Annotated in this window: 19 protein-coding genes; 13 read left to right on the top strand and 6 right to left on the bottom strand. The window is 64.8% G+C overall.

The features are described from left to right. Window positions 1-1,023 carry a hypothetical protein gene (locus NG898_RS09115; RefSeq protein ID WP_252692019.1) on the bottom strand — a complete coding sequence of 341 codons (1,023 nt, stop codon included), beginning with the start codon at window positions 1,021-1,023 and terminating at the stop codon, window positions 1-3. 307 nt (window positions 1,024-1,330) lie between these two features. Further along, complete coding sequence (locus NG898_RS09110; RefSeq protein ID WP_252692018.1) at window positions 1,331-2,275, bottom strand: M48 family metallopeptidase; 945 nt, start codon at window positions 2,273-2,275, stop codon at window positions 1,331-1,333. Window positions 2,276-2,377: 102 nt separating this feature from the next. On the opposite strand from NG898_RS09110, the gene NG898_RS09105 reads away from it, so the two are divergent. Then, a complete protein-coding gene (locus NG898_RS09105; protein WP_252692017.1) occupies window positions 2,378-3,667 on the top strand; it encodes a muropeptide transporter in 1,290 nt (429 codons plus the stop codon). Window positions 3,668-3,671: 4 nt separating this feature from the next. On the opposite strand, the gene NG898_RS09100 is transcribed toward NG898_RS09105, so the two are convergent. Beyond that, window positions 3,672-4,865, bottom strand: coding sequence for a class I SAM-dependent methyltransferase (locus tag NG898_RS09100; RefSeq protein ID WP_252692016.1), 1,194 nt, complete (start codon window positions 4,863-4,865; stop codon window positions 3,672-3,674). Between the two features lie 16 nt (window positions 4,866-4,881). On the opposite strand from NG898_RS09100, the gene NG898_RS09095 reads away from it, so the two are divergent. Beyond that, window positions 4,882-5,700, top strand: a complete 819-nt coding sequence (locus NG898_RS09095; RefSeq protein ID WP_252692015.1) for an SDR family oxidoreductase — start codon at window positions 4,882-4,884, stop codon at window positions 5,698-5,700. Between the two features lie 22 nt (window positions 5,701-5,722). After that, window positions 5,723-6,121, top strand: coding sequence for a dihydroneopterin aldolase (locus NG898_RS09090; protein WP_252692014.1), 399 nt, complete (start codon window positions 5,723-5,725; stop codon window positions 6,119-6,121). 288 nt (window positions 6,122-6,409) lie between these two features. On the opposite strand, the gene NG898_RS09085 is transcribed toward NG898_RS09090, so the two are convergent. Both NG898_RS09085 and rocD read right to left on the bottom strand, forming a co-directional pair. After that, window positions 6,410-7,339 carry an arginase gene (locus tag NG898_RS09085; RefSeq protein ID WP_252692013.1) on the bottom strand — a complete coding sequence of 310 codons (930 nt, stop codon included), beginning with the start codon at window positions 7,337-7,339 and terminating at the stop codon, window positions 6,410-6,412. Window positions 7,340-7,363: 24 nt separating this feature from the next. Further along, a complete protein-coding gene (rocD, locus tag NG898_RS09080; protein WP_252692012.1) occupies window positions 7,364-8,590 on the bottom strand; it encodes an ornithine--oxo-acid transaminase in 1,227 nt (408 codons plus the stop codon). A 129-nt stretch (window positions 8,591-8,719) separates the two neighbouring features. Here rocD and NG898_RS09075 point away from each other — a divergent pair, with 129 nt between their 5' ends. The 6 genes from NG898_RS09075 (at window position 8,720) to NG898_RS09050 (ending at window position 15,398) form a co-directional block, all read left to right on the top strand. Then, a complete protein-coding gene (locus NG898_RS09075) occupies window positions 8,720-9,643 on the top strand; it encodes a LysR family transcriptional regulator (RefSeq protein ID WP_252692011.1) in 924 nt (307 codons plus the stop codon). Between the two features lie 87 nt (window positions 9,644-9,730). Further along, window positions 9,731-10,489 (top strand): TetR/AcrR family transcriptional regulator, encoded by a 759-nt coding sequence (locus tag NG898_RS09070; RefSeq protein ID WP_252692010.1) that lies wholly within the window; start codon window positions 9,731-9,733, stop codon window positions 10,487-10,489. A 56-nt stretch (window positions 10,490-10,545) separates the two neighbouring features. Then, the gene (locus tag NG898_RS09065; RefSeq protein ID WP_252692009.1) at window positions 10,546-11,520 is read left to right on the top strand and encodes an HlyD family secretion protein; all 975 of its coding nucleotides are present in this window, start codon (window positions 10,546-10,548) and stop codon (window positions 11,518-11,520) included. Next, window positions 11,517-12,488 (top strand): ABC transporter ATP-binding protein, encoded by a 972-nt coding sequence (locus tag NG898_RS09060; RefSeq protein WP_252692008.1) that lies wholly within the window; start codon window positions 11,517-11,519, stop codon window positions 12,486-12,488. The genes NG898_RS09065 and NG898_RS09060 overlap by 4 nt, the downstream gene beginning before the upstream one ends. Then, window positions 12,485-13,651, top strand: coding sequence for an ABC transporter permease (locus tag NG898_RS09055; RefSeq protein ID WP_252692007.1), 1,167 nt, complete (start codon window positions 12,485-12,487; stop codon window positions 13,649-13,651). Before NG898_RS09060 ends, NG898_RS09055 begins: the two co-directional genes overlap by 4 nt. A gap of 7 nt (window positions 13,652-13,658) precedes the next feature. Further along, window positions 13,659-15,398, top strand: coding sequence for an efflux transporter outer membrane subunit (locus tag NG898_RS09050; protein WP_252692006.1), 1,740 nt, complete (start codon window positions 13,659-13,661; stop codon window positions 15,396-15,398). Window positions 15,399-15,678: 280 nt separating this feature from the next. Here the strand turns inward: NG898_RS09050 and panE are convergent, their stop codons facing one another. Then, window positions 15,679-16,632 carry a 2-dehydropantoate 2-reductase gene (panE, locus tag NG898_RS09045; protein WP_252692504.1) on the bottom strand — a complete coding sequence of 318 codons (954 nt, stop codon included), beginning with the start codon at window positions 16,630-16,632 and terminating at the stop codon, window positions 15,679-15,681. Between the two features lie 166 nt (window positions 16,633-16,798). On the opposite strand from panE, the gene ttcA reads away from it, so the two are divergent. The 4 genes from ttcA (at window position 16,799) to NG898_RS26215 (ending at window position 21,805) form a co-directional block, all read left to right on the top strand. Next, the gene (ttcA, locus tag NG898_RS09040) at window positions 16,799-17,746 is read left to right on the top strand and encodes a tRNA 2-thiocytidine(32) synthetase TtcA (protein ID WP_252692005.1); all 948 of its coding nucleotides are present in this window, start codon (window positions 16,799-16,801) and stop codon (window positions 17,744-17,746) included. 338 nt (window positions 17,747-18,084) lie between these two features. Further along, window positions 18,085-19,452, top strand: coding sequence for a bifunctional UDP-N-acetylglucosamine diphosphorylase/glucosamine-1-phosphate N-acetyltransferase GlmU (gene glmU, locus NG898_RS09035; RefSeq protein WP_252692004.1), 1,368 nt, complete (start codon window positions 18,085-18,087; stop codon window positions 19,450-19,452). 116 nt (window positions 19,453-19,568) lie between these two features. After that, window positions 19,569-21,407, top strand: coding sequence for a glutamine--fructose-6-phosphate transaminase (isomerizing) (gene glmS, locus NG898_RS09030; RefSeq protein ID WP_252692003.1), 1,839 nt, complete (start codon window positions 19,569-19,571; stop codon window positions 21,405-21,407). 263 nt (window positions 21,408-21,670) lie between these two features. Further along, window positions 21,671-21,805: a helix-turn-helix domain-containing protein gene (locus tag NG898_RS26215; protein ID WP_420803688.1), complete on the top strand. Its 135-nt coding sequence runs from the start codon at window positions 21,671-21,673 to the stop codon at window positions 21,803-21,805. Window positions 21,806-21,822: the final 17 nt, after the last annotated feature.

The following is a 21,822-nucleotide window of genomic DNA, read 5'->3' as shown; positions in this document are numbered from 1 at the left end:
TTACTGGACCGACTTCGTGACGTACGAGAAGCTCTTCAGGTACGTGGTCGGCGCCGTGCCTTTGTACGCGTAGTTGATTTCGCACTTGACCGTACGTTGACCATCCACATCCCACCAGCAACGTTCGTCTAAGTCATAGGCCGCCGTTCCGCTCGAGCCGCCTTGCAATTGGCTGTCGTTGGAGTTGGTGGTCGCAATTACGTGGTGGATGCGCAATGTATTGAGCGTGCCCATTGGTGTGACCAACGGTTCATAGGCTTCCACGGTCGAGGTGATGCTGGATTGTTCCTGGAAGCCGGCCACACACCCGTATTGCCATGAGGCGGACCATGTCTTGCCCACGAACAGCGGGAAGTTCACCAGGGGGCGCTTCGGGGTGTAGCGGCAGACGTTGCCGTTTTGGTAGGTGCGGGACAGGCGGTTGGCATCAAGGTCGGACGTATAGCTCTCATCGGCCGCACCATCCAGGGTCGAAGTGGTTGAGATCACGCCTGCGGTGGTATCGACGTTGACGGTGGTGCTGACACGCTCATGCACATCCGTCGTGCCGTTCAGGCACGAGTTTGTCTCCGTCTGGGTGATGACACGACCGACTTTTGGCGTGCCTGCCGTGTACTCATGCGGCGTCACTGTCACCGTCACCTTGGCCGACTTGCTCGCGTCCTTGGCCGACGTCACGGTGATCGTGAACGTGCCGCCCGGCGGGCTCTTCAGGCCAGCCGTCCAGCTCTGGGTGCTCGCGCCTTTGACGGACACCTCGGTGTTGCTCGTCGCATCGCCGGACTTCCAGTTGACGTCGCTGCTGCTATCCAGGCGCAGGTCTTGCCCCGACTTGACCGTCAGCGTGGCATTTTGGCCGCTGACCGCGCTAAACGATTGCACCTTGGTGCCGCCAACGGTTGCGCTGACCGAAAAGCTGTTCGGATCCGCAAAGCTACCGCTGCTGCTATCGCCACCGCCACCGCAGGCGCTCAATGCGCAAGCCAACGCGATTCCCGTAAATCCCTTGCCCCATGCTTTCATTTTTGTACGTATCCCTGTAGCTGTGATTTTCGTAAAAATCTGTGCGCAGAAAATCTGCGGGCGCAGCGTACAAGGCGAGCAAACTTGTTTTCTTAGGATTTGCTTAAGGCGGGGTGGCTCCCCACTAAATGGTGGGCGTGCGGGTGATTAAGGCGATCGCGAAAGCAAAACTCGCCGCAAATCGAGGAGATTTGTGGGGGGGCAGAGGGCGCATTGCGCAAGAGCGGCTACCCATGTGAGTTTCGAGCGCATCGCGATGCAATCGGACGGCTTATCGAGCTGACGCGCGGTAATTCGTTGCCTATTATTACCGCCGCACCATCGGCCGCATCGGTGCCTCGTCGCCATTATCAATAGGCGCGGCGCCCAGATATTGCATGTTCGACCGATATTCCGGCAGTTTCGCCATCGTCATATGGCGGGCATCGGCAAACAGCGTGAGCGTTTCGGGTAAATGGCGCGACAGCACGGCCATGCGGGTGCGTCCAGACGGATGCGTCGACAGAAACTGCTTTTGCTCCGTCCCGCCGATCGACCCCATCTTTTGCCACAGCGTGAGCGCGGCGCGCGGGTCGTAGCCGGCGCGTGAGGCGATGTCCATGCCGACGAGGTCGGCCTCGGTTTCCTCCGCGCGCGAGAACGCCAACAGGTGCATCTTGGCGCCTTCGCCCAGGTCCGTATCGCCCCGGTTGCCGAAGCCGAACAACTGCGAGATGACATTGGCGCCCAGGTTGGTGATCTCGCGCTGGCCGGCGCGGGCGCGGGCGTGTTCGCGCAATGCGTGGGCGATCTCGTGGCCGAGTGCCATGGCGAGTTCGTCGTCAGTCAGCTTGAACTGTTCGAGCAGCCCCGAGAACACGGCGATCTTTCCGCCGGGCATGCAGAACGCATTCACCTGCGACGAGCCGATCAGGTTGACCTCCCACTGCCAGTGCGCCGCGTCGGGGTTCCAGCGCGGAGCCTGCGGCGTGAGGCGCCTGACGATGCCGCGAATGCGGATCAGGTCCGGCACGTTGTCGGGCGCAAGCGCGCCTTCGTGGGCGGCGTTGTCGATGATTCCCTGGTATTCGGCCAGTGCTCGCTTATCGATTTCCTCGGCGGGAATGACGAGCCGGATGTTGGGCGACGTGGTGGTCGCCGCTTCCAGCTTCACGCCGTCGGCGGGCACCGGCAGCGGGCCGTCCATGGCGACAGCCCACGCAGATAGCGCGAGGCCGATGGCGATCAGCAGGGAGCGTGTGGCGCGGGGCATATGGGTGAGGGGCCGAATCCGTGCGACATAATATCGGCCAACGCACCGTGCCACGCTACGTGGCAACCCGCATTCGCATCGCACTCGCCTCCGGCCCGCCGCATGACCTTTCACGATTACCTCGATATTTTCCGCAACCGCCGCATCGGCGCGATGCTGTTGCTGGGCTTTGCCTCCGGCCTGCCGCTGGCGCTCACCTCGGGCACGCTGCAGGCCTGGATGACGGTGGAAGGGCTGGATATCCGCACCATCGGGCTGTTCTCGCTGGTGGGGCAGGCGTACATCTTCAAATTCCTCTGGGCGCCCCTGATGGACCGCTTCACGCCGCCGCTGATGGGCCGGCGGCGCGGCTGGCTGGTCCTGACGCAGGCGGGGCTGGTGGCGTCGATTGCCGCCATGGCCTTCACGCCGCCGCACGCCGCGCTCTGGGCACTGGCCGGGCTGGCGGTGCTGGTAGCGTTCTTGTCGGCGTCGCAGGACATCGTCTTCGATGCCTACAGCACCGATGTGCTGCATTCGAGCGAGCGCGGCGTCGGCGCGGCCGTGAAGGTGCTCGGCTACCGGCTGGCGATGCTGGTGTCGGGCGGCCTGGCGTTGTATCTGGCCGATCGCGTGATGGGCTGGAGCAACATGTATCTGCTGATGGCCGCGCTGATGGCGCTTGGCATCATCACGACCCTGTGGTCGCCGGAGCCGGAGGTGTCGGCACGCCCGCCGCGCAGTCTGCAGGAAGCCGTGGTCGGCCCACTGCGGGACTTTTTCTCACGCCGGGGCGCCTGGGCGCTGCTGGCGCTGATCGTGCTCTACAAGCTGGGTGATGCGTTTGCAGGCAGCCTGTCGACCACGTTCCTGATTCGCGGCGTCGGCTTTTCCGCCGGCGAGGTCGGCATCGTCAACAAGACGCTCGGCTTGGCCGCCACGATCGTCGGCGCGCTGTATGGCGGCACGCTGATGGTGCGGCTGGGGCTGGTGCGCGCGCTGCTGCTTTTTGGCGTGCTGCAGGCGGTGTCGAACCTCGGCTACTGGGTGCTGGCCGTCACGCCGCAGCATCTGTGGACGATGGCGGTGGCCATCGGCATCGAGAACATCTGCGGTGGGATGGGCACGGCGGCCTTTGTGGCGCTGCTGATGGCGCTGTGCAACCGGTCGTTCTCGGCGACGCAGTATGCGTTGTTGTCAGCGCTGGCTTCCATCGGCCGCGTGTACGTCGGGCCCACTTCGGGCTACCTCGTTGAAGCCTACGGCTGGCCCGCGTTCTATCTGATGACTGTGGTGTTTGCCTTCCCGGGCCTGGCGCTGCTGTGGTGGATGCGCGGCACGATCGGCCGCTACGAAGCCGAGCAGAACGAACGCGCCCTGGAAGCCAAAGCGGCCAAGGCCGCGTCAGCCTGATCGACTAACCCAAGCGGTTCGAGCGGTCGGCATCGGCAAAGCCGGCCAGCGGAAGCGCCGCGTCGATGCCTTTGCCGAGCGCGATGGCCTTGAACAGCTCGCCCATTTCCGCTTCCGACAGCAGCTTCTGCACGGCATTGGCCGCCGGCAGAAACTGCATCGGGTCGGACGGATCGAGCGTCATCAGCAATTCGCCCACCCCGGCGCTCAACAGAAAGCGCGCTTGGCTCGTGTAGCCGAGCAGGTCCAGCCCCGCCTCCTGGCCCGCCTGGGCAATCCCCGAAAAATCGACGTGCGCGGTGATGTCCTGCAGGCCCGGCAGCCAGAACGGATCGTCATGCGCGTGCTGGCGGTAGTGGCACATGAGCGTGCCGTTGGTGCGGTGCGCGTGGTAATACTCGGCAGCCGGGAAACCGTAGTCGATCAGCAGAAGCAGGCCGCGCTCAAGTGCCGCGCCAGCGCTGCGGATGAAGCCCTCGGCGGCTTCGTGCGATTCGGTGACGAGATCATCCGTGCCGGGCAGGGCAGCCAGCTTGGCTGGGACCTCTGACGGATCAGCGAGCCGGTCTTCCCATTGCAGGCCGTTTTCGGCGTCGAGTGTCACGCCGCGCTGGTGCCACACGCCGCTGCGCCGCGCCCAAAGCGACACGGGCATCGCATCGAGCACTTCGTTGCCGATCATCACGCCGGTGAACGGCGCGGGCAACGTGTCATGCCACTGCGCGAGGGCGCCCAGCTCGGGGCCGAGCGCGGTCAGACGCTCCTGCTGGCGCTGACGCAGCTCGCCGGAGAGTTCGACAATGCCGTAGCTGTCGGGCCGCGCGCCCAGCGCATCCAATTCGGTGAGGATGTCGGCGGCCAGCTTGCCGGTGCCGGCGCCAAACTCCAGCACGTGGCGCTGGCCTTCGGGCAATGCCTGCAGCACCTGCGCGATCTGGTGCGCCACGGTGCGGCCGAAGAACGGTGTCAATTCGGGCGCGGTGATGAAGTCGCCGCCGTCTTCCACGCGGCGGCCGAACTTGGCCGCGCCGCCGCTGTAGTAGCCCAGGCCGGGCGCGTAAAGCGCCAGTTCCATGTAGCGGTCGAACGGAAGCCAGCCGCCGGCAGCCGCAATGGCGTCGGCGATCACGGCGAACAGTTGCGCGGACTGCGCCTGCGCCGCCTCGTTGGGAAGCGGTAAACTCACGGTTTTGCTCATCGCCGGATTGTAAACAATGGCGCAGACGCCCATCCAGTCAACTGCGGAATCGACCGCAGAATCCACTACACCGCGGCGCATCGCCCTCGTCACAGGCGCAGGCCGCCGCGTGGGCCGCGTCATTGCCCTGGCGCTGGCCCGGCACGGCTGGGATGTTGCCGTGCATTGCCATCGCTCGCGTGCCGAGGCCGACGCCGTGGCCGCCGAGATCACCGCCATGGGCCGCCGCGCCGTCGTGCTGCAGGCCGATCTGTCGGACGAAGCCGCTGCCGGCCGCCTGATAGCCGATTGCAGCGCTGCACTGGGTACGCCCACGTGCCTGGTCAACAACGCGTCGCTGTTCCAGTACGACGTGGCGACCAGCTTCAGCTACGCGTCGCTCGATACGCACATGCGCACCAACGTGGCGGCGCCGCTGCTGCTGTCGCGCGAGCTGCACCGTGCGCTGACGGCCGATGGCGCCGAAGGCCGGGGCGTGGTCATCAATCTGCTCGACCAGAAGCTCGACAACCTGAACCCGGATTTCCTCTCTTACACGTTGTCGAAGGCGGCGCTGTCGACGGCCACCATGCAGCTTGCGCAGGCCCTGGCGCCCGCGCTGCGCGTGGTGGGCGTGGCGCCGGGTATCACGATGGTGTCGGGCGACCAGTCGCAAGGCGGGTTTGCACGCGCGCACCAGATGACGCCGCTGGGCCAGTCGTCCACGCCGGAAGACATCGCCGATGCCGTGTGCTACCTGGCCACCGCGCGCGCCGTGACCGGCACCACGCTGTTCGTCGACGGAGGCCAGCACCTGATGCCGCTGGCCCGCGACGTGATGTTCCTCACTGAATAAACAACTCCCCCCGGACGCTCCCATGCTTTCCCTGCTATCCCACCCGCGCCTGTCGCACTGCCGTCGTATGTTCCTGCGCAACTACGAAGTGCAGATCAACATCGGCGTGCATGAATTCGAGAAGAAGGGCGAGCAGCGCGTCCTGATCAACATCGAGCTGTACGTGCCGCTGGAGCATTCGTCGCCCACGGAAGACAAGCTGCATGAAGTGGTGGATTACGACTTCATGCGCGACACCGTGGCGCGCCGCATGGCGCAAGGCCATATCCATCTGCAGGAGACGTTGTGCGATGACGTGCTGACGGCCATGCTCAAGCACCCGCATGTGCTGGCTGCGCGGGTGTCGACGGAGAAGCCGGATGTGTATCCGGATTGCGAATCCGTGGGCGTTGAGGTGTTTCGCATTAAGGACCAGGCCTGAGCGGCTGTTTTTGTTGTTGGTGGTGGGTTCTCTGTTTCATCCCCTGCCGGGGCTGAGTCACTTTCTTTGTCTTGCCAAAGAAAGTAACCAAAGAAAGGCGCGCCCGATGTGGCGAACCACTCCTTGAATTTATGTCGCAAGGAGGGGAAGGGAAAAACTCGCTGCGCTCAGACAGTTTCCCTTCCTTTTTCCTCCTTGCAACAGAAATTCAAGGCGCCGCATAGGGCAGGGTGCGGCCACACCGTCTGTGCGCGGGCGTTGGTGGTGCGCTTTTTTCTTGATGGCGGTTCAAGCCGCCGTCGCGTATTCGCGGCGCTGGGCGTGCAACGCGCCTGCTACGCTGGCCAGCAGGTCCAGGGCCAGGTGCGCTGTGATCCCGCCCTTGTCGTGGCGCGGGTTGTATTCCACTAGTTCGAATGCGGCGAAACGTGCATCGCGGGCGCACGCGGCGAGTGCCTGGGCCATGCCGTGAGCGGTGAGGCCATCTGTTTCGGGCGTGCCGACGCCGGGTGCGACGGCGGGGTCGAAGGCGTCCAGATCGAGGGTCACGCCAAAGGCTGCGGTGCCCGATTTGACCTGACGGATGGCGTCGGCCATGACGGCGCGCAAGCCGGCGCGTGCCACTTCGGCGGCGTCGATTACGCGCACACCAAGCAGATCCAGCAACGCGCGTTCGGCCGGTTCATAGCTGCGCGCGCCGATGACCACGACGTGTTCGGGCAATACCTTCGGCGCGGCATCCCGAACTTGTGTGAGGGCCGCGGCACCGTGGCCGAGCAGCGCCGCCAGCGGCATCCCGTGGATGGCGCCGGAATCGCTCGTCTGAGGGGTGTGGCTGTCGAGGTGGGCGTCGATCCAGATCAGCCCAAGCGGACCCTTCTGCCGCAAGGCGCTTGCCACGCCAGACCACGTGCCGATGGCGGACGAGTGATCTCCACCGATAACGACCGGCACATGCCCCTGGCGCACGCTGTGCGCTGTCGCGTCGGCAAGCGCGCGCGAGAACCCGGCCACGCCGGGCAGCGCCGCCAGGCGTGCTGACCGGCTGTGCCCCGCCGACATCGCCAATTCGATGTCGTGCACGAGCGCGGCGTGCGTGTCCCGCGTCTGCAATCGCGCCAGCGCGCCGGCTTCCAGCAGCGCACGCGGGCCGTCCTTGCAGCCGTCGTCTTGCGCGCCGCAGCCGATGGCCGCGCCGATCAGATCAATGATGGTCATGTCACTCCCCTTGCGAGTTCTTCCTCAAGCCACTTTGCGGCGCGGCCAGCCCGCCAGCGTCTGACGGATGGCTTCCAACGCCAGCGCCAGCTCGGCCTCGCCAATCACAAGCGGCGGTGTCAGACGCACCACGTTGCCGTACGTGTCCTTGGTCAGCACGCCGCGCTCGGCCACCGCGAACGCGAAGTCGTGCGCATCGATGTCGGCGTCAAGTTGCAGGCCGATCATCAAGCCGCGTCCGCGCACCTGCCGCACGCCGTGGCCGACGAGCGCCTTCAGTTCGTTGATGAACGCCGCGCCCACGCGGGCGGCACGCTGTGGCAGTTGTTCTTCGATCAGCAAGGCGAGTGCCGCGCGTCCGATGTGCGCTGCGAGCGGGTTGCCGCCAAACGTGGAGCCGTGGTCGCCCGGCTGAAACACGCCCATGACCGCCTCGCGCCCCGCGATGGCCGACACCGGCATCATGCCGCCCCCGAGCGCCTTGCCCAGCACCACCAGATCGGCGTCAACGCCTTCATGCCAGCTCGCCAGCACATCGCCGGTTCGACCCAGGCCTGTTTGAACCTCGTCGCAGACGAGCAACACGTTGTGCTGGGTAGCGAGTTCGCGCGCGAGTTTGAGGTAGCCGGCAGGAGGCTCGACGATGCCGCCTTCGCCTTGCACCGGTTCCATCAGGATGGCGCCCGTGTTGGGCCCAATGGCCGCTCGCAGCGCATCGGCGTCACCAAACGGAATGCGCCGGAAGCCCGCCGCGAACGGGCCGAATCCGTAGCGATATTGATCGTGCGAGGAGAATCCGACGATGGTCGTTGTGCGGCCGTGGAAGTTGTTTTCGAAGACGATGATTTCGGCCGCCTCGGGCGCCAGGCCCTTCACGTCGCGCGCCCACTTGCGCGCAGCCTTGATGGCGGTTTCGACGGCTTCGGCGCCGGTGTTCATCGGCAGCGCGCGGTCCATGCGCGTGATGCGGCAGACGTCGGCCAGGAAGGGGCCCAGCTCGGTATTGTGGAATGCGCGCGACGTAAGCGTCAGCCGGCCGGCCTGCTCCGTCAGCGCGGCAACGAGTTTCGGATGCGAATGCCCGAAGCTGACGGCCGAATACGCCGACATCATGTCGAGGTAGCGCCGGCCGTCGGTATCGAACAGCCACACGCCTTCGCCGCGTTCCAGCATGACCGGCAAGGGCGCGTAGTTGCGTGCGCCGTAACGGTCTTCCAATGCATAGCTCGGATGTTGCATTGCGGTCGTCATGATGGCCTCCTGCCTGGATCGGTCGTTCACTTGCGGCGGATTGTGCGATCTGACAGACTTGAAATCAAATCGAATGTTTTTCGTTTTTCGATCCAAAAATTTGATGAATCAAGGCACTCGTGTTCTGCCATGTCGCATTCGCCGCTGCGCTATCTGCATAGCTTCCTGACCGTCGCCAACGAAGGCAGCTTCGTGCGCGCGGCAGACCGCTTGGCCGTGTCGCAGCCGGCGTTGTCGTATCAGATGCGGCAGTTGGAGCAGTGGCTGGGCGTGCCCTTGTTCGAGCGCTCGGGGCGCAAGCTCGTGCTCACGCGTGCCGGCACGTCGGTGCGGGCGTGGTGCCGCGATGCGTTTGCCGGGCTGGATGAGCTGCGCGCCGCATTGCACAGCGGCGAGATGGAGCGCGTGTCGCTCAAGCTGGCGAGCGGCTCCAGCTTCGGGCGCTATGTGCTGATGCCGGCGCTGCTGAAACCATCGCCCGAATCCGATGCGCCGCTTCTCGACGACGTGCGCCTCGAACTCGCCTTCGGCAGCGACGAAGAGGTCTTCAGCCATGTCGAATCCGGTCGTGCCGATCTCGGCTTTGTCTATACGCCGCGTACGTCACGCCTGTTTGAACACCACGCTGTCTACACCGAAGAATTCGTGCTCGCGTGCAGCGCCCGCGCATTGCGTGAGCACAGTGCACCACGCACGCTGGCTGATTGCGCGGCGCTGCCCTTCGTCACCTATGACGAATCCGATGCGGTCTACGGGCTGTGGTTCAAGGCGCTGTTCCGGCGTATGCCGGAGACGACCGTCAGCGCACATCACGTGTCCGACCTGGAAGAGGTCAGCACGTTGGTGGAGGCCGGCATGGGCTGGTCGGTGCTGCCGCTGCATGCCATTCAGGATGCCGTGGAGCGAGGGCGCCTGCAGGTCGTGCGCCCGATCGTGGCGCGGCGCTGCCTGAATACCGTGTTTGCCGTGCGCCGCACATCGAGCTTTCCGAGCGAAGCGCAGGACCGCTTGCTTGTGCGGCTGGCGCAGCTTGAAGCGGCAGCGCGCGCTTAGCCGCGCCGTCGCGATCTTCAGGGGCGGATCTGCAAAGCCCACACTGCTGCCTTGAAATTAATTAATTCGACAATTAATATTCGCGGCATGGCAACCGGCAAACCTTCCTCTCGCGGCCCAGGCCGCCCCCGTCGCCCGGATGGCGCAACACAGGACGACCTTCGTGACCGCCTGCTCGACATTGCCGTCACGTTATTTGCGCGCGACGGCGTCGGCCCGACCACGCTCGCCGCCATCGCCCGCGAAGCCGGGGTGACGGCGCCGATGGTGCATTACCACTTCAAGACGCGCGATCAATTGCTCGATGCCGTGGTGGAGGGGCGCATCCGCCCGTTGATCGATCAGGTGACGGGCCCAGCGCTCGCGATCATCGCCGACGACGCGCATCTGCCCGACCTTGCGCAGACCGTGGCCGGCGTGGCGCAGCGCATGGTGGCGGTGGCCGCAGCCACGCCATGGTTTCCGACGCTGTGGATTCGCGAGATCGCCAGCGAGGGCGGGCAGTTGCGCGAGCGTGTGTTCGCACGCATCGCGCTGGAGCGCGCCACGTTGCTGGTCGACCGCATTGCCCGCGCACAAGCAGCGGGCGCGGTGAACGCGGCACTGCAGCCGCCGCTGGTGATGGTGTCGTTGATCGGCCTGGCGATGCTGCCGCTGGCGACGCGCGCGCTCTGGGGCCGCCTGCCCCTGGCGGATCGGGTGAGCGACGAGGACATCGGCCGGCACGTGGCCGCGTTGCTGCTGCACGGCATCGGCCCCGTCGCTACGCCCGAGCAAGCGGACGGGAAATCAGCGAGGCGAAAGTCAAAGTCGAAGCCCAAGCTACAGAGCAAGGGGCGCGAGTAGGCGAACACGGCAGGCAATCGAATCAATCGCATCAATCGAATCCCGCGGAGGGCGGTATGCGGCAAGCGTTGTGCATCGGCAGGGCAGGGTGGTTTGCGGTGGCATCGGCCGCAGCGATGGCCCTGGCGGGTTGCGCCAAACAAGACAATCACACCTACCAGGGCTATGTGGAAGGCGAGTTCGTCTACGTGGCGTCGCCCGTGGGCGGGCGGCTCGAACATCTTGGCGTGCAGCGTGGGCAGAGTATCAGCGCTGGGGCGCCGCTCTTCGCACTGGAATCGGTGGATGAGACGGCGGCCCGCCAGCAGGCAGCCGCGCAGTTGCAAGGCGCCGAAGCCCAACTCGCCGATCTGAATGTCGGCAAGCGTGTGCCGGAGGTGGATGCGGTGCGCGCGCAACTGGCGCAAGCCGTGGCGGCGGACAAGCTCTCATCGACGCAGCTCGCGCGAGACGAGGCGCAGTTCCGCGCTGGTGGTATCGCGCAATCGCAGCTCGATGCAAGCCGCTCGACCGCACAGTCCAACGCGCAACGCGTGCGTGAATTGACCAACCAGTTGCGCATTGCCCAGTTGCCGGCGCGCAATGACCAGATCCGCGCGCAATCTGCGCAGGTGGAAGCGGCGCGTGCGGCGGTGGCGCAAGCCCAATGGCGGCTGGATCAGAAGGCACAGAAGGCTACGCAGGGTGGCCTCGTGTTCGACACGCTGTATCGCGAAGGCGAGTGGGTCGGCGCCGGCAGCCCCGTGGTGCGCATGCTGCCGCCGGCCAACGTGAAAGTGCGCTTCTTCGTGCCGCAAGGCGTGGTGGGCGCGCTCAAGCCCGGGCAAACTGCGCGCCTGCACTGCGATGGCTGCGCGGCCGACATCAACGCTACGGTTACGTACATTGCGACCGAAGCCGAATACACCCCGCCCGTCATCTACAGCAACACGACGCGCGACAAGCTCGTCTTCATGGTGGAAGCCCGGCCCGCCGCGGCCGATGGCCCGAAGCTGCGCCCGGGCCAGCCCGTGGAGGTCACGCTGCCATGAGCGCCGCCAGCCACGACAGCCAGCCGCACACACGCAACGGCGACTACGCCATCGACGTGCATGGCCTGAACAAGCACTTCGGCGACAAACACGTCGTGAAAGATCTCTCCATGCAGGTTGCGCGCGGCGAGATCTTCGGCTTCCTCGGCCCCAACGGCAGCGGCAAGACCACGTCGATCCGCATGATGTGCGGGCTGCTGACGCCCGACAGCGGCAGTGGCTCGTGCCTGGGTTACGACATCCTCAAGCAGTCGGCGCAGATCAAGCGGCGCGTCGGATACATGACGCAGCGGTTTTCGTACTGGGACGATCTGTCCATTCGCGAGAACCTGGACTTCGTTGCTCGCCTGTACGAGATGCCGAATCGGCGCGAGGTGGTGGACCACGCGCTGGAACATCTCGGACTGGCATCGCGCGCCAAGCAACTGGCGGGCTCGCTGTCGGGCGGCTGGAAGCAACGCCTGGCGCTGGCCGCGTGCATGCTCCACAAGCCCGAACTGCTGCTGCTCGATGAACCCACCGCCGGCGTCGACCCGAAAGCCCGCCGCGATTTCTGGGAAGAGCTGCACCGGCTGGCGGCGGAGGGCATCTCGGTGCTCGTCAGCACGCACTACATGGATGAGGCCGAACGCTGCCACAAGCTTGCCTACATCGCGTATGGCGAGCTGCTCGCACAAGGCACCGCCGATGAAGTGATCGCCGGGCAGCACTTGTCGACGTGGTCGATCTCAGGCGGCAATCTGGTAGAGCTGGGCCGCAAGCTTGAGGGGCAGCCGGGCGTGGATCAGACCGTTGCGTTTGGGTCGGTGCTGCACGTGACCGGCGCGGATGCGCAAGCGCTGGAGGGCACGTTGCGCAAGCTCGCAGGAGAGTCCGGCATGCGCGCCGAGCCGATCAACACCGGCCTCGAAGACGTGTTCATCCACATGATGAAGCGCTCTTCAGACAACTACGGGGCGCAGCCATGAAGCCAGACGGCAATCGCTTCTCGTTCGTGCGCTGGTGGAGCGTGGTACTCAAGGAGTTTCTGCAGCTGCGCCGCGACCGCGTGACGTTCGCCATGATGATCGGCATTCCGATCATGCAGCTGTTCCTGTTCGGCTTCGCCATCAACGCCGATCCGAAGCATCTGCTGACCGGCGTGATTGCCGCAGACCAGAGCGAGTTCACGCGCAGCTTCCTGGCGAGCATGCGCAACTCTGACTACTTCGACTTGGCGACCACGCTGCCGGACGAAACCGCCGGGCGCGAGGCGTTGGCCAAAGGCCAGCTTCAGTTTGTCGTATCGATCCCGCCGGACTTCACGCGCAAGCTCGTGCGCGGCGAGAAGCCCTCGCTGCTCGTGGAGGCCGATGCCACTGATCCTGCCGCGACCGGCCTGGCCGTGGCCTCGCTCTCGCAACTGGTGCAGGGCGTTGTCAGCAAGGATATGAAGGGCGCGTTGTCACCGCTGGCAGCTGGCGCGGGGGGCTCCGCGAGTGCCGCACCGCCGTTCGATGTCCGCATCCACAAGCTCTACAACCCGGAAGGCATCACGCAGTACAACATCATCCCCGGTTTGATGGGCACCATCCTGACGATGACCATGGTGATGATGACGGGCCTGGCGATGACGCGCGAGCGCGAGCGCGGCACGATGGAAAACCTGCTCGCCACGCCGGTGCATCCGCTGGAGGTGATGACGGGCAAGATCGTTCCGTACATCTTCATCGGGCTGGTGCAGGTGACCATCATTCTGCTGATGGCGTTCTTCGTTTTCCACGTGCCGTTTGTCGGCAGCGTGTGGATGGTCTACGTATCGGCACTGCTGTTTATCGTGGCGAGCCTGACGGTGGGGATCACGCTGTCGTCGCTCGCACAGAATCAGCTGCAGGCGACGCAACTGACCTTCTTCTACTTCCTGCCGAACATCCTGCTCTCGGGTTTCATGTTTCCGTTCGTGGGCATGCCCAACTGGGCGCAGGCGATTGGCAACCTGCTGCCGATGACGTACTTCAACCGGCTCACGCGCGGCATCCTGCTCAAGGGCAACGGCTGGTTTGAGCTGTGGCCGAGCATTTGGCCGCTGATGGTGTTTACGGTGGTGGTGTTGGGGATTGCGTTGCGGTTTTATCGCAAGACGTTGGATTGAGGTGGCTATGTGGACGCTGTGGATTCGACGTGCTGACGGTGGTGGTACATCCCTTGTTTCGTCCCCTGCCGGGGCCAACTTACTTTCTTTGTCTTGCCAAAGAAAGCTAAGCAAAGAAAGGCGCGCCCGAGATGGCGACTTCCCCTTGAATTTTCATAACTGGGCGGAGAACGGGAAAACTCGCTGCGCTCAGACAGTTCCCGTTCTTTTTTCCGCCCGCTTACAAAAATTCAAGGCGCCATCTAGGGAAGGGTACGGCCAAACCGTCTGGCGGCGTTTGCTGGCGTTGGGGCGTGCGTTGGTGGGTGGTGAGCGGGCGGCTGGGGCAGTGTTGATCGCCGCGCTGACCGTGAGCGGCTGTGCCGTCGGTCCCGACTTCAAGACGCCAGGCGGGCCCGCGGCCGCCGGCTATTCCGCACAGCCCTTGTCGCGGGAAACCGCATCGGCGCCCGTCGTTGGCGGCGAGGTGCAGCATCTTGTCGATGCCAACGTGCCGGCCGATTGGTGGCACCTGTTCCAATCGCCCGCGCTGGATGCGTTGGTGGACGAGGCGTTGCGCGCGAGCCCGTCCGTCGCGCAGGCGGAGGCGCGCTTGCGTCAGGCGCAGGCCGAAGCCGAGGCGCAGTTCGGCTATGTGATGCCGTCGGTGGATGGCACCGTGTCGGCCGTGCGTCAGCAGATCAACCCCGAGGCGTTCGGGTTCAACACGCCCAAGCCGGGGCCGTTCACGTTGTATTCGGCGTCGCTGTCGGTGTCGTATGCGCTGGATATCTTTGGCAGCGTGCGACGCGCGCTTGAGGCATCGCGCGCGCAGCTCGATACGCAGCGTTATGAACTGGAGGCGGCGCGCCTGTCGCTGGCCGGCAATGTGGTGACGGCGGCGGTGCGGATTGCCGCGCTGGATGCGCAGATTGCGGCCACGCAGCGATTGGCGGCCGAGCAGCGCAGGCAGTTGGAGATCACCGAGCGCCGCCTCAGCCTCGGTGGCGTCGCGCAGGTCGATGCGTTCTCGCAGCGCACGCTCGTCGTGCAGACCGATGCCACGCTCCCGCCGCTCATGCAGCAGGCTGCGCAGCAGCGGCATCGTCTATCGGTATTGTTGGGCCGCGAGCCCGGCGCTGGTTTGCCGGACCTGCCTTCGCTCGACGCGCTGCATCTGCCCGACCCGCTGCCAGTGTCGCTGCCGTCCACGCTTGCGCAACGGCGTCCCGACATTCGCGCCGCCGAAGCGGTGTGGCATGAAGCCAGCGCCAACGTGGGCGTGGCTACGGCCAACCTGTTCCCGCGCATCACCCTGTCCGCAGGGCTGGGTTCGGAAACCACCAGCTTCCGCAACCTCCTCGGCGCTGGGTCAAGCATCTGGAACTTGGGCGCCGGCCTCACGCAACCGATCTTCCACGGCGGCACCCTGCGCGCCAAAAAGCGCGAAGCCGAAGCCGCCTACGATGCAGCCGGCGCCGCCTACAAGCAAGCCGTATTGCAAGGCTTGCAGGAAGTGGCCGACGCCCTGCACGCCGTGCACAACGACGCCCAAACGCTGCAGGCCAGAGCGCTGGCAACCGACCAGGCGCAACAGACCCTGCACGCCGCCGAAGCCCGCCACGCCGCAGGCGGCATCAGCACGCTAACGTTGCTGGACGCCCAACGCCAGGTCGACCAAGCCACGCTGCAGCAGGTACAGAGCCAAGCGGATCGGTTGCTGGACTCTGCAGCGCTGATGCAGGCGCTGGGTGGAGGTTGGCAATAGGCAACCGACAAAGCAAGCCAAGTCGGCAACACCGCCGTTCAGATGGTTTGGCCGTACCCTGCCCTAGATGGCGCCTTGAATTTCTGTTGCAGAGAGGAAAAAGGAAGGGAAACTGTCTGAGCGCAGCGAGTTTTTCCCTTCCCCTCTCTGCGACATAAATTCAAGGGGAAGTCGCCATCTCGGGCGCGCCTTTCTTTGCTTACTTTCTTTGGCAAGACAAAGAAAGTGAGTCAGCCCCGGCAGGGGATGAAACCGGGGATGAACCACAAACGCAAAGCAATCAAACAGCCGCCCGCAACAACCGCTGCTGATAAGCCTGCAAATGCGCAAACGCCACCCGCAGCAACGAAACATCCGTCCCCAACGCCCGCCCGCGGCGCAGCATGTCCCCTACGATGTGATCCGCTTCAACCCGCGCACCACTCTCCAGATCCCGCAGCATCGATGCCGTCAGCGGTGACCCAGCCTGCGTCAGCACATTGAGCCCGCGTTCGCGCGCAGCCTGCCGATTCGGATACCCCGACGCCGCAGCCACGCGCTCGCACGCCATGAACATCGCCTCGTTCAACGCTGCGCCCTCGTCCGTGGCGACAATCTCGCCTACCGTCGCCCGCATCAGGCAAGTCATCGCGGCCAGCGAAGTGAGGAAGGTGAATTTCTCCCACATGTCTTGCATGACGTTGTCAGCCAGCACGGAGTCAAAGTTGGCCGTGGCAAACACGTCGCGGATTGCCTCGGTGCGCTCGCGCGGCGCATGCGGCGTGCGCTCGCCGAACGTGATTGAGTGCACGGCGGGGCCTTGGCCGTTGCTCAGGTGCAGCACCGCCCCGTCCGGCGCGCTTGTCGCACTGATGTGGCACAGCCCACCGAGCACGCGCGATTCACCAAACGCGGCATCAAGCCGTTCCAGATGCGCCAGCCCGTTCAGCACCGGCAGCACCACCGTGCGCTCGCCCACCACGGGGCGGATCGCGGTGATGGCGTCTTCCAGGTCATAGGCCTTGCAGCTCAGCAGCACCAAGTCTGCACGGCCCCAAGTCGAGGCCTGGTCTGCGGTGATGCTCTGCACGGGTAATTGCGCATCGCCGTGCGGGCTGCGAATCACGAGACCGTGTTCGCGCAACCGCGCCGCGCGTGCCGGCCGCACCAGGAAGGTCACGTCTGCGCCCGCCTGGGCGAGCCGGCCGCCGAAATAGCCGCCGGTGCCGCCGGCGCCAAGCACCAGAATCCGCATTGCTGTCGTCATGGGGTTCGTTTCCATCGAGCAGAAGATAGGCAAACGATTCTAGGCCTGTTCGCGCGACCCTGCAGACGGCGCTCCGCGCGCGCTAAAATGCTGATTTTCCTCACGATTTGACGCCCGTCCGGCCATTATTCAGCGCTGGCGGGGTCGAGATGCCATGACGTTTTCCAATAATTTCCACCGCCTCGAAACCCGTCTGCAGTCGCAGGTGGGCCGCGCCATCGGCGACTTCAAGATGATCGAAGACGGCGACACCATCCTCGTGTGCCTGTCTGGCGGCAAGGATTCGTACACGATGCTGTCGGTGCTGATGGCGCTGCAGAAGCGCGCGCCGGTCGACTTCAAGCTGATTGCGATGAACCTCGACCAGAAGCAGCCGGGCTTTCCGGAAGAGGTGCTGCCCAACTACCTGAAGAAGCTGGGCGTGGAATATGTGATCGTCGAGGCGGACACGTATTCGATCGTCAAGGAGAAGGTGCCCGAGGGCAAGACGACGTGCTCACTGTGCTCGCGCCTGCGCCGCGGCGTGATCTACCGCACCGCCAAGGAACTGGGCGCCAACAAGATCGCGCTGGGCCACCACCGCGACGACATCGTCAACACGTTCTTCCTGAACATGTTCTTTGGCGGCAAGATGAAGTCGATGCCGCCCAAGCTGGCCACCGACAACGGCGAGCACATCGTCATCCGCCCGCTGGCCTACTGCGCAGAGAAGGAGATCGCCTCCTACGCCCGCGCGATGGAATTCCCGATCATCCCGTGCAACCTCTGCGGCTCGCAGGAAAACCTGCAACGCAAGAAGGTCAAGGAGATGCTGCTGGAGTGGGAGCGTCAGACGCCGGGCCGCATCGACAACATCTTCGCGGCGCTGCAAAACGTGGTGCCATCGCACCTGGCTGATACCGATCTGTTCGACTTCAACGGCCTGACCACGGGTTTGGCGAAGATCGGTGAAGACGCGCTATTCGGCCAGACCGCCTACGACCAGGCCCCGCTGGTGTTTGCCGGCTCGCATGACGATCGCATCGAGTTCGTGCGGTTTGAGCGCAAACCTGGGGACACGCCCGCCGACCAAGCCGTGCCCGGCGAGGCAGCCGCAAGCTGAGCGCAGCCCGCGTCACACGGGCGGCGTACGCTGCCCAAATCCGCTCCGGCGCGCCACGCCGGGTGTCCGCCATCCGCCTGACCGGCGGGCGGGCTAACCGTCTCGGTAATGGCGTCGTTGCAACAATTCCACCGTTTGACCGGTTCAGGGGGAGGGTGGGCCCCATGCTAGAATTTTTGCATCTGTGTCTTATACGCCGCAAAAGCGCCCCGCAGAAGGGTTTGCAGGCGGTCCGGCCATCCTGAGGGGAGGTGGCGGGCGGTGGGTTTCAGGCAGCCGTTTCCGGCGCCGGCAACCCGTCGCAGGCTATCGCTTCGAGTCACTCTAGGAACCTCCTTGTGAATATCGTCATCCTGGCTGCAGGCATGGGCAAACGCATGCGCTCTGCCCTGCCGAAAGTGCTGCACCCCCTGGCCGGCAAACCGCTGCTGGCGCACGTCATTGAAACCGCGCGCACCATGTCGCCAACGCGGCTGGTGGTGGTCGTCGGTCATGGCGGCGATCGGGTGCGCGAGATGGTCGGCGCGCCCGATATCGCCTTCGCCACGCAAGACAAGCAACTGGGCACGGGCCACGCCGTCATGCAGGCCGTCGACCAGCTCGACGAGAGCGTGCCCACCCTGGTGCTCTACGGTGACGTGCCGCTCACCCGCGCCGAAACGCTGAGCGCCCTGGTGGGCGCCGCCGGCAATGACCACCTGGGCGTGCTGACCGTGCACTTGGGCGACCCGACCGGCTACGGCCGCATCGTGCGTGACGCCGCCGGCCGCATCACGCGCATCGTCGAGCAGAAAGACGCCAACGAAACGCAACTCGCCATCCATGAGGTGAACACCGGCATCCTGGTGTGCCCGACGGCCAAGCTCAAGAACTGGCTGGCGACGCTGTCCAACGACAACGCGCAGGGCGAGTATTACCTGACCGACGTGATCGAGCGTGCCGCCAGCGAAGGCGTGCCCATCACCTCCGCACATCCGCTGGCCGAGTGGGAAACGCTGGGCGTGAACAGCAAGGTGCAGCTGGCGGAGCTGGAGCGCATTCACCAGCGCAACCTCGCGCAGCAACTGCTGGAAGACGGCGTGACATTGATCGACCCGGCACGCATCGACGTGCGCGGCAAGCTCACGTGCGGCCGCGACGTGGTGATCGACGTCAACTGCATCTTCGAGGGCGATGTGACGCTGGCTGATGGCGTACGCATCGGCGCCAATGCGGTGATCCGCGATGCGGTGATCGAGGCCGGCGCCGAGATCCTGCCGTTCTGCCACATCGAGAGTGCCAAGGTTGGCGCCGACTCGCGCATTGGCCCGTACGCGCGGCTGCGCCCGGGCACCGAGCTGGCCGAAGACGTGCACATCGGCAACTTCGTCGAGGTCAAGAACAGCCAGATCGCGGCGCACAGCAAGGCCAACCACCTTGCCTACGTGGGCGACGCCACGGTCGGCTCGCGCGTCAACATCGGCGCGGGCACCATCACATGCAATTACGATGGCGCAAACAAGTTCCGCACCATCATCGAAGACGATGCCTTCATCGGCTCCGATACGCAGCTCGTGGCGCCGGTGCGCGTGGGCAAGGGCGCGACGCTGGGTGCCGGTACCACGCTGACCAAGGACGCGCCCGAGGGCAAGCTGACGGTCTCGCGGGCGCGCCAGGTCACCATCGACAGCTGGCAGCGCCCGGTCAAGCAAAAGAAGGCAGGCTGACAGGGTTTCTCCTGCGCCGAACAGCGGATGCCGCTTCGGCGCACGAGCATCGATACTGAATTACCGAGTGCGGCGCACATTCAACGTGCTGCCACACCCCAACTGGAGAAATCAACATGTGCGGTATCGTTGGCGCGGTTTCCACGCGCAATATCGTTCCCGTCCTGATCGAGGGCCTGCGCCGCCTGGAATATCGCGGCTATGACTCCTGCGGCGTCGCTGTGCAGCGTGACGGCCAGCTGCAGCGGGCGCGCACCGTTTCGCGCGTGGCCGATCTGGATGCCCAGGCACAGACGAGCCACCTGGATGGCGCCATCGGCATCGCGCACACGCGCTGGGCCACGCATGGTCGGCCGGACACGGTCAACGCTCACCCGCACTTCTCGGGCGACACCATCGCCCTGGTGCACAACGGCATCATCGAAAACTATGAGTCGCTGCGCGAAGAGCTCAAGGCTGTCGGCTACGGCTTTGAATCGCAGACGGATACCGAAGTCGTCGCGCACCTGATCCACCAGGCCTACACGTACCCGAGCAGCGCCACGCGCGGCGACCTGTTCGCCTCGGTGCGTGCGTCGGTCAAGCGCCTGCACGGCGCCTATGCGATTGCCGTGTTTGCCCGTGACAACCCCGACGTGGTGGTGGGCGCGCGCGCCGGCTCGCCGCTGGTGGTGGCGATTGGCGAGAACGAATCGTTCCTGGCGTCGGACGCGCTGGCCGTGGCCGGCACCGCCAGCCGCATGGCCTACCTGGAAGAAGGCGACGTGGTGGAAATCACCCGCGACGGCTTCACCGTGGCCGATGCCCACGACAAGATCGTCGAGCGTGAAGTGAAGGAAGTCGGCACCTACGCCGCGGCCGTGGAACTCGGCCCCTTCCGCCACTTCATGCAGAAGGAAATCTTCGAGCAGCCGCGCGCTCTGGGCGACACGCTGGAAGGCGTGCAAGGGTTTGGGCCGGACCTGTTTGGCCCCGAGGCGGCCGCGGTGCTGCCCAAGGTCGACAGCGTGCTGATCCTGGCGTGCGGCACGAGCTACTACTCGGGCTGCACGGCCAAGTACTGGCTCGAATCGATCGCCAAGATTCCGACACAGGTGGAAGTCGCCAGCGAGTACCGCTACCGCGAGACGGTGCCCAATCCGAACGCGCTGGTCGTCGTGATCTCGCAATCGGGCGAAACCGCCGACACGTTGGCCGCGCTGCGCCACGCACGCGAACTGGGCCACACGCATACGCTCGCCATCTGCAACGTGGCGACCAGCGCCATGGTGCGCGAGACGCAGCTCAAGTTCCTCACGCGCGCGGGCACCGAGATTGGCGTGGCGTCCACCAAAGCGTTCACCACGCAACTTGCCGCGCTGTACATGCTGGCACTGACGTTCGCCAAGCTGCGCGGTCATCTGAACGCGGAGCAGGAAGAAGATGCGCTGCGGCATCTGCGTCACCTGCCGTCGGCGCTGAACGCCGTGTTGGCGCTGGAGCCGCAGATCATCGCGTGGTCGGAAGAGTTTGCCCGCCGCGAAAACGCACTGTTCCTCGGTCGCGGTCTGCACTACCCGATCGCCCTGGAAGGCGCGCTCAAGCTCAAGGAAATCTCGTACATCCACGCCGAGGCCTACCCCGCCGGTGAACTCAAGCACGGCCCGCTGGCGCTTGTGACCGAGCAGATGCCGGTCGTGACCGTGGCCCCGAACGACGCGCTGCTGGAAAAGCTGAAGTCGAACATCCAGGAAGTGCGCGCGCGTGGCGGCAAGCTGTACGTGTTTGCTGACGCCGATACGCAGATCCAGTCGAGCGATGGCATCCAGGTGATTCGCATGCCGGAGCATTACGGCCAGCTCTCGCCGATCCTGCACGTGGTCCCGCTGCAGCTGCTGGCGTATCACACGGCACTGGCGCGCGGCACCGACGTCGACAAGCCGCGCAACCTGGCGAAATCGGTGACTGTCGAATAAGTTTCGGCAGGCGCAGAAACAGATGGCTCTGGGCATTTGATGAGGCCAAAAATTGCATTAGAACTGCCCAATTTCCGTCCGCGATTTGTCCGGAAATCCAATCCCGGCGCGGAATTGGGCTTTTCTAATGCAGCAGTACATGACTGTATCTTGGCTGCTCATGCCGCAGGGGTTGCTGTTCAAGCTTTTTTTTCTGCGATAGCGCTCCAGTTGCGCTCACAGGTTGTCACTGCGCAGGAGATTGAAGCAAGCTAGGCGAACGATTGAAGACGCTTCGGGAGCGCCGAAGCCTGGACCAAGCCACGCTCGCGGCGCGGGCGGGTGTCGGTGTTCGTACGCTGCGGAATTTGGAAGACGGCAACTGTGGCGAGGAAATGAAAGCATTTCAAACTTGCTGAATACAGCCTGGTTTCTG

The organism is Ralstonia mojiangensis (assembly GCF_023955645.1).
GTDB classification, from domain to species: Bacteria; Pseudomonadota; Gammaproteobacteria; order Burkholderiales; family Burkholderiaceae; genus Ralstonia; species Ralstonia mojiangensis.
Note: the sequence above shows the minus strand (reverse complement) of the source record. Positions and strands in the feature narration are given on the sequence as shown.

Excerpts from the sequence above, each read along its gene's own strand:
- ttcA (WP_252692005.1), top strand. The coding sequence starts at position 16,799 with ATGACGTTTTCCAATAATTTCCACCGCCTCGAAACCCGTCTGCAGTCG.
- NG898_RS09110 (WP_252692018.1), bottom strand. The coding sequence starts at position 2,275 with ATGCCCCGCGCCACACGCTCCCTGCTGATCGCCATCGGCCTCGCGCTA.
- NG898_RS09095 (WP_252692015.1), top strand. The coding sequence starts at position 4,882 with ATGGCGCAGACGCCCATCCAGTCAACTGCGGAATCGACCGCAGAATCC.
- NG898_RS09085 (WP_252692013.1), bottom strand. The coding sequence starts at position 7,339 with ATGACCATCATTGATCTGATCGGCGCGGCCATCGGCTGCGGCGCGCAA.
- NG898_RS09070 (WP_252692010.1), top strand. The coding sequence starts at position 9,731 with ATGGCAACCGGCAAACCTTCCTCTCGCGGCCCAGGCCGCCCCCGTCGC.
- rocD (WP_252692012.1), bottom strand. The coding sequence starts at position 8,590 with ATGACGACCGCAATGCAACATCCGAGCTATGCATTGGAAGACCGTTAC.
- NG898_RS09090 (WP_252692014.1), top strand. The coding sequence starts at position 5,723 with ATGCTTTCCCTGCTATCCCACCCGCGCCTGTCGCACTGCCGTCGTATG.
- glmS (WP_252692003.1), top strand. The coding sequence starts at position 19,569 with ATGTGCGGTATCGTTGGCGCGGTTTCCACGCGCAATATCGTTCCCGTC.
- NG898_RS09055 (WP_252692007.1), top strand. The coding sequence starts at position 12,485 with ATGAAGCCAGACGGCAATCGCTTCTCGTTCGTGCGCTGGTGGAGCGTG.
- NG898_RS09050 (WP_252692006.1), top strand. The coding sequence starts at position 13,659 with ATGTGGACGCTGTGGATTCGACGTGCTGACGGTGGTGGTACATCCCTT.
- NG898_RS09075 (WP_252692011.1), top strand. The coding sequence starts at position 8,720 with ATGTCGCATTCGCCGCTGCGCTATCTGCATAGCTTCCTGACCGTCGCC.
- NG898_RS09065 (WP_252692009.1), top strand. The coding sequence starts at position 10,546 with ATGCGGCAAGCGTTGTGCATCGGCAGGGCAGGGTGGTTTGCGGTGGCA.
- NG898_RS09105 (WP_252692017.1), top strand. The coding sequence starts at position 2,378 with ATGACCTTTCACGATTACCTCGATATTTTCCGCAACCGCCGCATCGGC.
- NG898_RS09100 (WP_252692016.1), bottom strand. The coding sequence starts at position 4,865 with ATGAGCAAAACCGTGAGTTTACCGCTTCCCAACGAGGCGGCGCAGGCG.
- NG898_RS09115 (WP_252692019.1), bottom strand. The coding sequence starts at position 1,023 with ATGAAAGCATGGGGCAAGGGATTTACGGGAATCGCGTTGGCTTGCGCA.
- NG898_RS09060 (WP_252692008.1), top strand. The coding sequence starts at position 11,517 with ATGAGCGCCGCCAGCCACGACAGCCAGCCGCACACACGCAACGGCGAC.
- panE (WP_252692504.1), bottom strand. The coding sequence starts at position 16,632 with ATGCGGATTCTGGTGCTTGGCGCCGGCGGCACCGGCGGCTATTTCGGC.